The 13,641-nt window shown below is 68.1% G+C and carries 14 protein-coding genes; 5 read left to right on the forward strand and 9 right to left on the reverse strand.

The window, feature by feature from the left end; genetic code table 11:
* Positions 1 to 51: 51 nt before the first annotated feature.
* The 5 genes from JSQ98_RS11225 to pdhA all read right to left on the reverse strand — a co-directional run bounded on the left by JSQ98_RS11225 (position 52) and on the right by pdhA (position 5,467).
* Positions 52 to 495: a hypothetical protein gene (locus tag JSQ98_RS11225; protein ID WP_211649751.1), complete on the reverse strand. Its 444-nt coding sequence runs from the start codon at positions 493 to 495 to the stop codon at positions 52 to 54.
* Positions 492 to 1,544, reverse strand: coding sequence for a hypothetical protein (locus JSQ98_RS11230; RefSeq protein WP_211649753.1), 1,053 nt, complete (start codon positions 1,542 to 1,544; stop codon positions 492 to 494). The genes JSQ98_RS11225 and JSQ98_RS11230 overlap by 4 nt, the downstream gene beginning before the upstream one ends.
* A 358-nt stretch (positions 1,545 to 1,902) precedes the next feature.
* On the reverse strand, positions 1,903 to 3,306 hold the full coding sequence (locus JSQ98_RS11235; protein ID WP_211649755.1) for a dihydrolipoamide acetyltransferase family protein: 1,404 nt from the start codon (positions 3,304 to 3,306) through the stop codon (positions 1,903 to 1,905).
* Complete coding sequence (locus tag JSQ98_RS11240; protein WP_430413605.1) at positions 3,306 to 4,364, reverse strand: alpha-ketoacid dehydrogenase subunit beta; 1,059 nt, start codon at positions 4,362 to 4,364, stop codon at positions 3,306 to 3,308. The genes JSQ98_RS11235 and JSQ98_RS11240 overlap by 1 nt, the downstream gene beginning before the upstream one ends.
* An 8-nt stretch (positions 4,365 to 4,372) precedes the next feature.
* Entirely contained in the window at positions 4,373 to 5,467 is a 1,095-nt protein-coding gene (gene pdhA / locus JSQ98_RS11245) for a pyruvate dehydrogenase (acetyl-transferring) E1 component subunit alpha (protein WP_211649757.1), read from the reverse strand.
* A gap of 158 nt (positions 5,468 to 5,625) precedes the next feature.
* On the opposite strand from pdhA, the gene JSQ98_RS11250 reads away from it, so the two are divergent.
* On the forward strand, positions 5,626 to 6,087 hold the full coding sequence (locus JSQ98_RS11250; protein WP_200330615.1) for an Lrp/AsnC family transcriptional regulator: 462 nt from the start codon (positions 5,626 to 5,628) through the stop codon (positions 6,085 to 6,087).
* A gap of 33 nt (positions 6,088 to 6,120) precedes the next feature.
* On the opposite strand, the gene JSQ98_RS11255 is transcribed toward JSQ98_RS11250, so the two are convergent.
* Together JSQ98_RS11255 and JSQ98_RS11260 are read right to left on the reverse strand one after the other, a co-directional pair.
* Positions 6,121 to 6,384 (reverse strand): DUF2188 domain-containing protein, encoded by a 264-nt coding sequence (locus tag JSQ98_RS11255; RefSeq protein WP_211649759.1) that lies wholly within the window; start codon positions 6,382 to 6,384, stop codon positions 6,121 to 6,123.
* A gap of 61 nt (positions 6,385 to 6,445) precedes the next feature.
* A complete protein-coding gene (locus JSQ98_RS11260) occupies positions 6,446 to 6,646 on the reverse strand; it encodes a hypothetical protein (protein ID WP_211649761.1) in 201 nt (66 codons plus the stop codon).
* Positions 6,647 to 7,057: 411 nt separating this feature from the next.
* Here JSQ98_RS11260 and JSQ98_RS11265 point away from each other — a divergent pair, with 411 nt between their 5' ends.
* Entirely contained in the window at positions 7,058 to 7,267 is a 210-nt protein-coding gene (locus JSQ98_RS11265; RefSeq protein ID WP_211649762.1) for a hypothetical protein, read from the forward strand.
* 82 nt (positions 7,268 to 7,349) lie between these two features.
* A complete protein-coding gene (locus tag JSQ98_RS11270; RefSeq protein ID WP_211649763.1) occupies positions 7,350 to 8,321 on the forward strand; it encodes a quinone oxidoreductase family protein in 972 nt (323 codons plus the stop codon).
* A gap of 96 nt (positions 8,322 to 8,417) precedes the next feature.
* Here the strand turns inward: JSQ98_RS11270 and JSQ98_RS11275 are convergent, their stop codons facing one another.
* On the reverse strand, positions 8,418 to 9,833 hold the full coding sequence (locus JSQ98_RS11275; protein ID WP_211649764.1) for an acyltransferase family protein: 1,416 nt from the start codon (positions 9,831 to 9,833) through the stop codon (positions 8,418 to 8,420).
* Positions 9,834 to 9,935: 102 nt separating this feature from the next.
* The gene (locus tag JSQ98_RS11280) at positions 9,936 to 10,622 is read right to left on the reverse strand and encodes a response regulator (RefSeq protein ID WP_090147307.1); all 687 of its coding nucleotides are present in this window, start codon (positions 10,620 to 10,622) and stop codon (positions 9,936 to 9,938) included.
* Between the two features lie 110 nt (positions 10,623 to 10,732).
* On the opposite strand from JSQ98_RS11280, the gene JSQ98_RS11285 reads away from it, so the two are divergent.
* Positions 10,733 to 11,710: a hypothetical protein gene (locus JSQ98_RS11285; protein WP_211649765.1), complete on the forward strand. Its 978-nt coding sequence runs from the start codon at positions 10,733 to 10,735 to the stop codon at positions 11,708 to 11,710.
* Position 11,711: 1 nt separating this feature from the next.
* Positions 11,712 to 13,637, forward strand: a complete 1,926-nt coding sequence (locus JSQ98_RS11290; protein WP_211649766.1) for a sensor histidine kinase — start codon at positions 11,712 to 11,714, stop codon at positions 13,635 to 13,637.
* Positions 13,638 to 13,641 lie beyond the last annotated feature (4 nt).

Here is a 13,641-nt window from a genome sequence, read left to right on the forward strand (position 1 = left end):
GAGACGCAGCCCGCGAGCACGAGAGACAGAAATAGGCTCCGAAACATTTGATCAGGGGTGATTCCCGTCCGAGCCGTGCGGTCGCCGTGCGCGTCGTTCCCAGAGGAGGACGTATCCGGTGAAGACGACGAACACGTAGATCCCGCTCGCCAGGATCGCCATGGGTAGATCGAGACCAAGCTTCGTGACAGACACCAGAAAGCCGACCGGAACCGCGCCGAATGCGCCACTCCCCGCCCCGACGATGAGCGCATGGGGTATGGGAAGATCCCAATGCAGCGATCGCCGCGCCGCTGCGCTGCAGCCATACCCGATCAGCCCAGTGAAGAATCCCACTGCAACGCTTGGAAGAACCAGCAGCCCGAAACCCCAATACATCGCAAGACCGAATCGGTCCGGTTCGAGTAGTGCGGAGATCACCGCATAGAGCACGAACGGTGCACTGCACACGAGTGGGCCGAAGCAAACCAGGGAGAGTGTCGAGTTTCGAGTCATTGGTTACCTGCGCCGTACTTTCTGATCACATTCTTGAAATTAGCCGCTTGTAGTGACCATGAAAGGTAGGCACCGCCCGGGGCCAGCTGCGCCACCCCGGCTTGTGCTTTCTCGGCGTTTGCAACTTTCCGCAGCGTGAACTGCCCACCTTTCTCCACGATCGAGAATTCGATGGTGGACCCTGGGCCGTCGAAGTAGTTGTCGGAAATGACCGTGAACTTGACGCTGGTATCCGTCGTATTTACCACAACTCTGCCGGTGTCAATTCCACCTTTGAAGAAGAACAGGGTCTCCGAGAGTTCAAATACCGCGCCGTCCCGAAACTCTGCCGAGTCGCCGGTGACCACAAACGGGAAGATCTCTGTCGGGTGCTTCTTGAATAGATCCATCAGCTCCTGAGCGGTGTACTCGTCCGTGCTCACCCCTAAGGAGTGCCCCATATCGTACTCATAGAAAACCTGCTGCTCCCAGGAGCGATCTGACGGGAAAGCCCCTGTTGGGAGAACCCAGCCGTCCGCGAGCACTGCCCGCAGGGTCTCCAGGAGCGCGTGATCGGCGGCTTGACGGCGCTTCGCAAGATCGAGCACGCGGCCCAGGGCGTGTTCCTCAGAATCGTGAGCTTCTCTGAGTCGCATTTCGAGATCATTCCGCTTCTCTGTATCTTGGAAATGGTCCCCAGTGACCGGTAAGGCGCTCAACTCGAACGCGATCTCTCTAACCTGTTCCTTTGCATGCTCGCGTATGGCGATCTGATCGTTCGCAAGCGGTTGTATCGCTTCCAATTCATCGATGTATGCGTTCAGAGCTCGCTTTGCCGCAGCAGCAGCCTCTTCGAGCGTCTCGGCGCGAACCTGTATTGCGCTGACTCGCTCTTGAGCCGCCGATGCCGCGAGCCCAGACCAGTAATCGGAAAACACTTCGAGACTATTGGCGACATCACCTCGACCCATTTCCAATTCTGCACTCATCGACGAGAACTTCGAAGCAAGATTTTCCAGTGACGCTGTCGAGCCCGCGCCCGGATCTTCGTCTGTCCATTGCGTGCTCATCGTTCAGTTCATCATCGCCAAGTAACGACGGATCTCTTGACACCACTGCCGCAGTCCGAACACGAGACGTATCCGGAATTCCTCACTTCGGCGAAGGCGCGAGTCAAACGATTTGCTGCTCTCTTGATCTCATCAACATCGAACTTCATATGGCTGCCAATCTGAGCTGAACGCGTCGCAAGCGATGAGCGACACGTTAGCCAGGAGGGGCGCCGTGAACCGTCTTCGTCAGTGCTCCGGCCCGCGAATCAGTGCCCTTGCCCGAAGAAACAGTGCCCTGCCCCTGACACTCAGTGCTTTGCCCGTGTGCGTCAGTACAAGAGGTTCGGGTGCGCGCCGTCACCAGCTGGTAGTGGCCTCACACCCGGGAGTACGCGCGCAGCGGGTGCTCGAGCATATCGGTCACCGCGCGCAGGAAGCCAGCCGCGTAGCCGCCGTCGCAGACGCGATGGTCGAAGACGAGCGAGAGCTGCGCGATGCGCCGAGCCTGCACTTGGCCGTCGACCACCCACGGGCGTTCCAGCACACGCCCGATCCCGAGCATGGCGACCTCGGGGTGGTTGATGATCGCCGCCGAACCGTCCACGCCGAGTCCGCCGTAGTTATTGAGGGTGAAGGTGGAGTCGCGCAGCTGCTCGGGCGGCGTGCGACCGTCGCGCGCCGACGCGCTGAGCGCTCGAAGCGCACCGTCGAGCTCGGCGATCGACATCGCGTGCGCGTCGCGCATCACCGGAACCATCAGCCCGCGGCTCGTGTCGACGGCGATGCCCAGGTTCACGCCCTCGTAGATCTCGATCGCGTCACCGGTCGGCGCCAGGCGGCTCGCGAGAATCGGGTACTGCTGCAGCGCGAGCAGCGTGTAGCGGGCGAGGATCGCCGTGAGCGATGGCGGCCGCTCGCCGTCCGCCGCCATGAGCGGGCGCAGCTCCCAGAGCTCGGTGAGATCGACATCGACCCACACCGTCGCTTCGGGAATCTCGGCCCTGCTGCGCGAGAGCGTCTCGCTGACGACGCGCCGGAGCGGGCTGAAGCGCTCGACGCGGGCCACCGGCAGCGGCGACGTGTGCGCGCCTGCGGTGACGGGATCCTGCTGAGTGCCCTCGGAAGCATCTGCGCGAGGCGCATCCGCAGCGCGCAGCACGTCGGCGCGAGTGATCGCGCCATCGCTCCCCGTCGCGCGCACCCGGTGCGGGTCGACCCCGAGCTCCCGGGCGAGACGACGCACGATCGGAGACCGCACGGCGACCGTGCGGCGCGGTGCGTCGCTGATCCGCACCGGGGCGGGGGCTCCGTGCACCAGGGCGGGAGTCGAGGTGGCGCCGCTGCGCCCCCCGCCGATGCCGCCCCTGGCCCGGCGGCGACGGCCCTTCGCGGGCCCGCGGCCAGTGCCGTAACCGATCAGCACGTTGCCGGATCCCGCCCGTTCCTCGTGACGGTAGGCCTCGCGCTCCTCGTCCGGCGACGGAGGCGCTCCGGGTGACTCGGGCGAGCCGACCGCGGGCTCAGCGGCTTCGGGCGCCCGCTCATCGAGCACCTCGAGCACCGGGGAGCCGGTCAGCAGTGCATCGCCCTCCGCGCCGTGCAGCTGCACGACCACGCCGGCGTAGGGCGAGGGCAGCTCGACGATGCTCTTGGCCGTCTCGACCTCCGCGATGGGCTGGTCGATGCTGACGGTGTCGCCGACGGAGACCATCCAGCGCACGAGCGCGGCTTCCGTGAGGCCCTCGCCGAGGTCTGGCAGGTTGAAGACGCGCGTGCTCATCACTGATCCTCCCAGTGCAGGGTTTCGATGGCGTCGAGTACGCGCTCGGCGTCGGGCAGGTACCAGTGCTCGAACTTCGGTGAGGCGAACGGGGTGTCGAATCCGGTCACGCGCCGCACGGGCGCCTCCAGGTACTCGAAGCACTGCTCGAACACGCGGGCTTGGATCTCCGACGCGACACTGGCGAAGCCTGGAGCCTCGGCGATGACCACAGCGCGGCCGGTGCGCCGCACCGACTCCATCACGGTGCGATCGTCGAAGGGTGTCAGGGTGCGCACATCGACCACCTCGACGCTGCGCCCCTCCGCTTCCGCGACCTCGGCTGCCTCGAGGGCGATCGGAACGGACGGGCCGTAGCTGATGAGCGTCACGTCGCTGCCCGGCCGCACGACGCGGGCGCGGCGCAGATCGGCGGCGATCGACGTATCGACCGGCCCGGTCGACCAGTAGAGCTTCTTCGGCTCCATGAAGACCACGGGATCCGGGGAGGCGATCGCCGCGCGCAGGAGCGAATATGCGTCCTGCGGCGTCGACGGGGACACCACGGTGAGCCCGGGCGTGTGAGCGTAGTAGGCCTCGGAGGAGTCGCAGTGATGCTCGACGCCGCCGATCCCGCCGCCGTACGGGATGCGGATCACCATCGGCATGCGGAGATCGCCGCGGGTGCGATTGCCCAGTTTCGCGACGTGACTCACCACCTGCTCGAACGCCGGCAGCGCGAAGGCGTCGAATTGCATCTCGACGACCGGGGCGAGCCCGTTCATCGCCATTCCGACCGCAGTGCCGACGATGCCCGACTCGGCAAGGGGTGTGTCGAAGCAGCGGTCTTCGCCGAATCGCGCGGTCAGGCCATCGGTGATGCGGAAGACGCCGCCGAGCGCTCCCACATCCTCGCCGAAGACGACGACGCGGTCATCGCTCGCGAGAGCGTCGGCGAGGGCGAGGTTGAGGGCGCTCGCCATCGTCAGCGTCTCGACCGTCGTCGCCCCGGCTTCGGCGTCGCGAGCGGATGGCGCAGCGCCGGCGGGCGTTCCGGCTGGAGCGGCGCCGTGCGCCATCGTGGTGCTCATGACTCGACCTCCGTGCGCTCGATCTCGTCGCGCAGCGCGTCCCACTGCGCGTCGAGCATCTCGGGTCGCTGCGCGAAGACGTGGGTGAAGAGGTCCTCGGGGTTCAATTCCGGGTCCGCGTTCATCGCGTATCGCAGTTCGCTCGCGATCTCCTCAGCGGCAGCGTCGAGCTCCGACTCGTCGGCCTCGGTCAGGGCGCCTGACTCGCGGAGGTGGCTGCGCAGCCGGGTGAGCGGATCCCGTCCGACCCACGCCTGCACCTCCTCGCGGTCGCGGTAACGGGTGTCGTCGTCGGCGTTGGTGTGCGCGAGCATGCGGTACGTGTGGGCTTCGATGAAACTCGGGCCCTGACCGGAACGGGCTCGATCGACGGCCGCGCCGAGCACGGCGAGCAGCGCGGCGACGTCGTTCCCGTCGACGCGCTCGCCGGGCATTCCGTATCCGATGGCCTTGTGCGCGAGAGACGCCGCCGCGGTCTGCCGTGAGAGCGGCACCGAGATGGCGAACTCGTTGTTCTGCACGAAGAAGACGACCGGGAGGTGGAAGACGGCGGCGAAGTTCATCGCCTCGTGGAAGTCGCCCTCGCTCGTGGCGCCGTCGCCGCACATCGCGAGCACCACGGTGTCTTCGCCCCGGAGCCGAGCGGCGTGCGCGAAGCCGACCGCGTGGAGCAGCTGCGTCGCGAGCGGAGTCGCCTGCGGCGCGATCCCGTACTCGGTCGGGTCGTAGCCCGAGTGCCAGTCTCCGCGCAGCAGGACCATCGCATTCGCCGGCTCGACGCCGCGAGCGATCACCGCGACCGAATCCCGATAGGTCGGGAACAGCCAGTCGCCGCGCTCGAGGCACAGCGCCGCCGCGATCTGGCAGGCCTCCTGGCCGGTCGATGCCGGGTAGACGGCCAGCCGGCCCTGGCGCACGAGCGCATTGCACTGATCGTTGATGCGGCGGCCGTTCACGAGTCCCGCGTAGGCGCGTCGCAGCGTCTCGCGATCGGGCAGGGCGAACTCGGGGTCGGGCTGGACGACGCCCTCGGCGTCGATCAGTTGCACGGGGGTGTCGCGCGGCAACAGCGCGTCTGCTGATCGGGACACGGTTCCTCCTTGAATCCGTCCGTCAATGTGTCGTCTATTGTGCTCGCAATTCACGCGCCTGTGCACGATTTCGCTCGACTTCTGTATGTTTGATTGCGGAACAGCCTGAATACTGGATATCTGTATCGGGCGACGAGCCGGTCTCCAAGGGAGCAGACATGCAGGTAGACGACACCGATCGAGCGATCCTGGCAGTGCTCAGGAACGATGCCAGAATCTCCATGACCGCGCTCGCCGAGGCGGTGCACATCTCGCGCGCCGGAGCGCATGCCCGCGTGCGCAAGCTCGTCGACAGCGGCGTCATCATGAACTTCACCGTGCGTACCGACCCGGTGCGCGCTGGGGCTCACGCCTCGGCGTACGTGACGCTGCTGATCGACCAGACCGGATGGCAGGAGGTGCGCGCCCGGCTCGGCGAGATCGCGGAAGTCGAGCACATCGCGCTCGTCGGCGGCGACTTCGACGTACTGCTGCTCGTGCGCGCTGCCGACAACAGCCACCTGCGGCGCGTGGTGCTCGAAGACATTCAGTCGATTCGGTGGGTGCGCAACACCCGCACCATTCTGATCTTCGAGGATTTCGGCGGCGGCCAGCCGCCCGAGCTCGCCGCGGATCGATGAGACGGCGGTCGGGTACGCCCGTCCAGGCTGCGGTTAGCCCGGCTCCGAAAAGGGTACCTGTGGGTTGGGGCCCGCCGACTCCGCCTCAGGTGATGACGCGGGATCCGGATCCGTAATCGCCCCCGTCGGATCCGATTCTTCGATCCGATGCTCGCGATCGTGCGCGGCGGCGAATTCACGGGCAGCCTGTACAGCTTCTTCTTTGTCCCGGAAACTCCTCGAGAGATGAGGGGCGCCTTCCACTTCGTTCACCCACTGGCCGTTCTTCGACTTGGTCGTCACCGTCAATTGGCTCATCGCGCTGTCCTCCTGCTGCTTTCCACGTTTCTGCGTCGTTGCTGGGTAGCTCTGTCGTGTCTCAGTCACGATACGTCTCGACCGACGACGCATCGTCGTCATCAAGCTCCACCGTGATCGACTGCTCAAGCGCATCTGCCGTGTCCGCTTCAGATGACGTGGAAAGAATGTCTTCAGAAGCTGGTTCATCGTCGAACCCCGCGTTCCGGTTCTGCTCCAGGGCGTCGGCTTCCGGTACTTCTGCAGAGAAGTGGTCGCTCATTCGTATTCTCCTTTGCTCCTGATCGCGTCCCGTGGTTGCTGGGGGACCTACCATTTCAGCGGATCTTGTCAGGCGCGAGGGGGTTGAATAACCGGCGTCCTGCGTGCCGCGCACGAACACGCACGTGGAGCGGCCCGAGACTTGAGAAGCGAGATCTCCCGGGCATTCGTGCTTCGCGCTGCCATGGTGGCGCGCAGAGTAAGAGAGATGCGCGGCCGTTTCAAGGCCATCGCAGCATCGGGAGAAGCTGCTCAGGCTTGTCGATGCGGTGACTTCGCGAATCGCAACGCACCTGCTGCGATCGCGGTGAGCGGGGCGAAGACGCCGATCTTCGCCCGGCTGCACGACACAGCCAAGACGTCGCCGCCCTGACAGGAATGCGAATGAAGCAGCTCAACGGGAGGAACAGAGATGAACGGCACTGAGCGGGGCAGTTCGAAGCATGGACCCGAACTCGACGAGGAGATGAAACACGAAACGAGTGGCACTGTTCAAGGGCATGGGTACCCGCACGCGGAGCCATTTCGGGACACCGAGCCGATGCCCGACGACACTGATGGCCCCGAGGTCGTCGAGGCGTTTGAACGGGGCGATGGCGAAGGCGATCCCGCTCGGGAGTAGGAACACGCGTTCGCCCGCTTACCCTCGCAGCGAGCGCAAGTTTCCGGCAGCGCTGATCGAGCGATCGCCGTAGGCTGAAATCATGACGAAGATGCGCGCGATCACCGTTGCCGAGGCCGGCGGCCCAGAGCTGCTGCAATTCACCGAGGTCGAGAGCCCCGCGCCCGGGGCGGGCGAGCTGCTCGTGCAGACCCGCGCCGTCGGCGTGAACTTCATCGAAACCTACCAGCGATCGGGCATCTACTCCGTGGAGTACCCCTTCACCCCCGGAGGAGAAGCCGCCGGCGTGGTGCTCGAGGTCGGGGACGGCGTCGAGGGGTACACAGCCGGTGACGTGATCACCACAGCAGAGGCCTCGCGCACCTACGCCGAGCGCTTCGTCGTTCCGGCCGATCGAGCGGTGCGCGTGCCCGAGGGCATCGCGGCCGACGTCGCCGCGGCCATTCCGCTGCAGGGGATCACCGCGCACTATCTCGCCACCTCGGCCGCGCAGCCCCGGGCAGGGGAGACGGTGGTCGTGCACGCAGGAGCCGGTGGAGTCGGCCTGCTGCTCACCCAGCTGCTGGTCGCGCGCGGGGTGCGCGTGTTCACGACCGTCTCGACGGCCGAGAAGCGCGAGCTGAGTCTCGGTGCAGGGGCCGCCGAGGTCTTCGACTACGACGACTTCTCGGCACGGGCGCGTGAGCTCACCGACGGGGAGGGCGTCGCCGTGGTCTACGACGGAGTCGGGGCGCGTACGTTCGACGATTCGCTGGCGGCGCTGCGCGTGCGCGGCGAGCTCGTGCTCTTCGGCGCGGCGAGTGGCCCAGTGCCGCCCTTCGACCTGCAGCGCCTCAACGCGGGGGGATCCCTGTCGGTCACCCGACCCTCGATGGGGCACTTCGTGCGCACCGCTGAAGAGCGGGCGTGGCGCTATCGCGAGCTCTTCGCAGCGATGGAGGCCGGCCAGCTCGACTTCCGCATCGGCGCCCGGTTCCCTCTGGCTGAGGCGGCTGCCGCGCATCAGGCGCTCGAGTCGCGAGCCACGACGGGCAAGGTGATTCTCGAGCCGTAGCGGCGGCCCGCCCGGCAAGACGCCGGCGGCTTCGGCAGGAGATCTCGCGTCGGTGCGCAGCTGCGGGCGCGAACCGACTCACCGAAGCGGCATCTCTCACCGAAGCGTCACGAGGCGCGGGCGTAGGCGCAGGCGCGGGCGCAGCGTGGCGAAGTGGAGGCCGAGTGCGAGGAGCGCGAGCGCGGCTGCGTAGGGCAGGGGCGAGGCGATCCCGGCGAGCAGTGCACTGGCGGTTCCGCCGATGCCGCACAGCACGCTGAGCGACGCCGACCAGCCCTGCATCCCCCGCATCCCGCGCATCCCCCGCATGCCGGCGCGGTTGCCGAAGCCCGTCGCCGTAGCCGTAGCCATCGCCTGAAGTCGCGCGGCTATCCGCTGCTCGAGCGGTGCGATGCAGGCGGCCACCGGCAGCACGCAGCACCCGATCACGAGGAGCCACAGCGGGCGCGTCGCCCACCACGCCTCCGAGTGCGGGGCCGGCAGGGGCAGGCCGGCGCTCCACATGAGGGCGACCAGGCCGAGTACGACGGGCATGTGCCAGAGATACACCCCCATCGCGACGGCGTTCGCCCGTGAGATGACGCGCGTGAGGCGGGGCGCGCGGGTGAGCGAGTCGAGTCGAGGGCGCAGCAGTTGAAGCACGAAGAACTGCGCCGTGCCGAGCAGCATGATCGCCGTCGTCGGCGGGTTGAGATTCACGAGCATGTCGGGCGACCATCCTCGCCCGATCAACGCGAGCAGCAGCGCCAGCGACGCGAGCAGGCCGGTGATCAGGCCCCGCCGGCGCCACACGGCGAACGACAGCCCGTCGCGCATCAGGAATCCGAGTTGCTGCATGAGCGGCCAGACGAGCACGAGGTTGAGATACCCGACCGGCGCGCCGAGACATGCATGCGCCACGTCGACGATGATGACGCCGACGGCGAGCGCGAGCACGGTGATCAGCGGGATCCGGTCGTGGAGCCACGCCATCGCCGGCACCAGCGCGGTGACTCCGAAGTAGGTCGCGAGGAACCACAGCGGCTGGCCGATCCGCAGGCTCGCCTCGTCGATGAGGGCGGCGTCCGCCCCGAGCGCTCGGGCGAGCAGCAGTGCTCCGCCGACCGATCCGATCATGAGGATCGCGGGCACGGCCAGGCGGCGCGTGCGTGCGGTGACGTACTCGGCGGCGCTTGCACCGCGTTCGCGCATGCGCCGCCACTGCGACAGTGAGGCGAAGCCGCCGGCGATGAAGAAGAGGGGCATGATCTGCAGCACCCACGTCATCGGCACGAACCAGGCTTCGCCAGAAAGCGCGACACTCGTGCGCAGCGCCCCGGTCGGTGCGATCTGCGCGCCGACCATGAGGGCGTGCAGCACGACGACGATCAGCAGAGCGCCCGCGCGCACCGCATCGACGGTGGGGTCGCGGTGCGAGGCTGGCCGCGCAGGCGAGGTCGGTCGGGCGGCCGGCGGCGGTGAGGCCGAGGTATCGAGCGCGAGCAGGTCGGGCTGCGAGTGGGTGAGTGTCACGGTGGCTCCTTGTATCGGGTACAAGGAGAGACGGTAGAAGCGGGGTGGCCCGCTCCGCGTCACTCGCGCGGGTGAACCGGCCGAACTGCGGGGTGAGGCGGATCAGCGCCCGACGCCGACGAGCCCCGATTCGTACGCGGCGATGACGACCTGCGTGCGATCCCGCAATCCGAGCTTTCCGAGCACCCGGGACACGTGCGTCTTCACGGTCTGCTCGGAGAGGAACAGGTGCTCCGCGATCTCGCTGTTCGACTTGCCCACCGCGACGAGCTTCATGACTCCGAGCTCGCGCTCCGTCAACGGCGAGAGCAGCGCTGAGGTGTCGCGGGGCGCCGGGCGCGCGACGTAGTCGGCGATCAGCTTGCTCGTGATGGAGGGCGCGAGCAGCGCGTTGCCCGCGGCGACGACGCGGACGGCCGCGATGAGGTCTTCCGCGGTCGCGTCTTTCAGCAGGAACCCGCTCGCGCCGGCCTGCAGCGCCGAGAAGACGTACTCGTCGGCGTCGAAGGTGGTCAGCATGATGACCCGCGGGTGATCGAGCCCGGGCATCGAGAGCACCGCCCTGGTCGCGTCGAGACCGTTCATCTGGGGCATGCGAATATCCATGAGGATCACGTCGGGCCGCGATCGCCGCACCAGTTCCACGGCCTCGCTGCCGTCCGACCCGCTGCCGACGACGGTGAGGTCGGGCTGCGCGTCGAGCAGCGCGCCGAACCCCTGGCGCACCATCGCCTGATCGTCGATGATCGCCACCCGCACGGGGGCATTTTCTCGGTCTGACGGCACCATGAACTCGATGGTATCGAGAAGATCGAGTGGGAGGATCACCCGGAGGTACCACCCGAGTCGACCCCTGAGGGTGACGCGCAGATGCGCGAGCGGCTCGTACGGTGAACCGCATGGTCCTCCTCCCTGTGCTTCTCGCCGCAGTCGGCGCCGTCGGCCTGGCCGCCGGCACGCACCTGCAGCATCGCGCGGTGCGGCTCGGCGCGATGCATCGCGACCCGGCGTCGCCGCCCCGCCCGAACGCGCGGATCCCCGACGGGCTCCTCCAGATGTGGCGATCCCCGCTCTGGCTGCTCGGCGGCGCCGTCATCGTGGGCGCGACCGCACTCAACGTCGTCGCGCTGGGTCTCGCCCCGATCTCCGTCGTGCAGCCCGTCGGCGCACTCGCCCTCGTCGTCGCGGCCGTCATCAGCGCAGGTTCGTCGGGGCTGCGGATCACTCGCGGACTGGCATCCGGCATCGCACTCACCGTGCTCGCCGTCGTGGCCTTCGTGCTCGTCAGCGCCGGGTTCACCCGGGATGCGCACCCCGCTGATGCTCAGGTGCTGCAGCTCTCGGTGGCGCTGGGCGCCGGCATCGTGGCCGGGGGGCTCGTCGCGGTGAGCCGAGCGGGTCACCTCTCCCGCGTGGTGACCGCCGGCATGATGTACGGCGTCGTCGCAGCCGCAATGCACGTGGTGGCGGTCGAAGGCGTCGCGATCCTGCATCGGAACGGAGCGTGGACGCTCGGCGATCACGGCGCACGCGCCATCGCCCCCGGTGCGATGTGGGCGCTCATCGCACTTCTCGGAGCCGCCGCGCTCGTCGGTCTCTGGCTGGTGCAGACCGCCTACGCGAGCGGACCGCCCGAGACGGTGCTCGCGGGGCTGACGGTGCTCGATCCGCTCGTCGCCGTGGGGGTCGGCGTCCTGCTGCTCGGCGAATACGCACCGCTGCCACCGATCGCTCTGCTCGGGCTGGTGACGAGCGGCGGGGCCGCGGCGGCGGGCATTCTGCTCATCGCGCACCATCACCCGGGCTTCGCACCAGCACCGGCCGCATCAACACGACACGACGCCGTTGGCGTCGCACCTCAGAATAGGAGAAGCTGACATGGTGAACGACTCATCGGGCAGCACCCGACGCTTTGCCCGCATGCTGTCAGGCATGGGGCGCGATTACGCCCTCATCGTGCCGGGCTTCCTGCTCTCACTCGCAGCGTTCGTCGTGCTCGTTCCGCTCGCACTGCTCTCGATCGGAACGCTGATCGTGTGGATCGGCGCTCTCCTGCTCCCGCTGACGCTGCGCGCCGCCTCCGCTGCCGCGCAGCTTTCGCGGGCGCGGGTGCGCCGCTGGGGCGGGCAGCTGCCCGCGGCGCAGTACGCGGCGCCCGCACCGGGTCTGCGCGGACAGCTGCGCGTGCTCGGCGAGCCGCGCCGCTGGGCGGATCTCGTCTTCGAGACGCTCATCGCATTTCCACTGCGCACCGTGAGCACGGTGCTCGTGATCGCGTGGACGGCGGCAGCGCTCGGCGGCCTCACCTACGTGGTGTGGGGCATCTTCCTGCCGCCGCACGAACAGACCTTCCCCGGGATCGCCATCGAATCCGCGACCGGGGCCGAGCCCGGCACGTACACGCACTCGCACCTCGTCAACGCCGGATTCAATCTCGTCGTCGGCGTCGTCTTCATCCTGCTGCTGCCTGCGGTGCTGCGCGGCCTCGCACGCCTGGACGTGCTCGTGACGACCGCAGCGCTCGGGCAAGCGGTGCCGGTGGGGGCGCGGCCAGCAGTCCCGCTCCCAGCGGCGAGTGCCCCGAACCGCACGCCGGCGACGGCGCCGGCGAGCGCCGCATCGTCGTGGTCTCCCGAGAACTGGTCGTGGATCGCAGCGGCGTTCGTGGCGATCGTCGCCGTCGCGGTCGGCTGGCCGGTGCTCGCGTCCCTCTACGGCATCCACGTCGCGATCGCGATGCTCATCGCGGTGGGGCAGGCGCTCGCCGTGGTGCTCGTCGTTCGCTGGCCGGCGGCGGGCATCGCGCTGCAGTCGATCGCGGCGGTATCGACCGTGCTGGCGAGCGCGGCGACCGGGCTCTCGTGGCCGTGGCCGTGGCCGGTCATGGCGCTCCTCGTGCAGGCCGCGCTCGTGATGATCGTCGCGCTGCGCCGCCACTGGGTGTGGGCGGCGATCGCGTGGGCCGCACCGCAACTGGCATGTGCGATCGCCGCGCTGCCGGGCGGCATCGATGGTGCGGGGTGGGCCAATCTCATCGTCTCGGCCGCGGTGTCGGGCGCGATGCTCGTCGCAGGCGTGCTCGGGCGGCAGTGGCTCGCGAACCGCGGCGCCCTCCGCGAGGAGCGCCGCATGAGCGCCGGGCTGAGCGCGCAGCGCCGGGAGCTCGAAGAGCGCAACCGCATCGCGCGTGAGCTGCACGACGTGGTCGCCCACAGCATGTCGGTCATCAGCGTGCAGGCGACGACGGCGAAGTACCGGTTTCCGGCGCTCGGAGATGACGCAGAACGGGAATTCGCGTCGATCGCCGGGTCGTCACGGCAGGCACTCGCCGAGATGCGCGGGTTGCTCACGCTGTTGCGATCCGGCGATGAGGATCGCGATGCGCTGCTCGCCCCGCAGCCGTCGATCGCGGATATCCCGTCGCTCATCGAGTCGACCCGCCACTCGGGGGTGCGCGTCGACCTCGTCGTCGAGGGACCTGAGGAGTCGGGCAGCGCCTCGCCGTCGCTCGCGCCGGCGCTCGGGCTGACCGCGTATCGGATGGTGCAGGAGACGCTCAGCAACGCGATGCGACACGCGCCAGGGTCTGAGATCACCGTCTCGGTGCGATCCGACGCCGAAGCGCTCGATGTCGCGGTGGTGAACGGGCCTGCGGACGCGACGCGTGCGCAGCACCCAGCCCCCGGCTCAGGGCTCGGTCTCGCCGGGGTGCGCGAACGCGTCGAAGCCCTCGGAGGAGCCCTCACCGCCGGCGCCACCGACGCCGGCGGATTCGCGGTGCGCGCCCGTCTCCCACTGGGGTGACGTA

This window comes from Leucobacter manosquensis, assembly GCF_018304845.1.
GTDB classification, from domain to species: domain Bacteria; phylum Actinomycetota; class Actinomycetes; order Actinomycetales; family Microbacteriaceae; genus Leucobacter; species Leucobacter alluvii.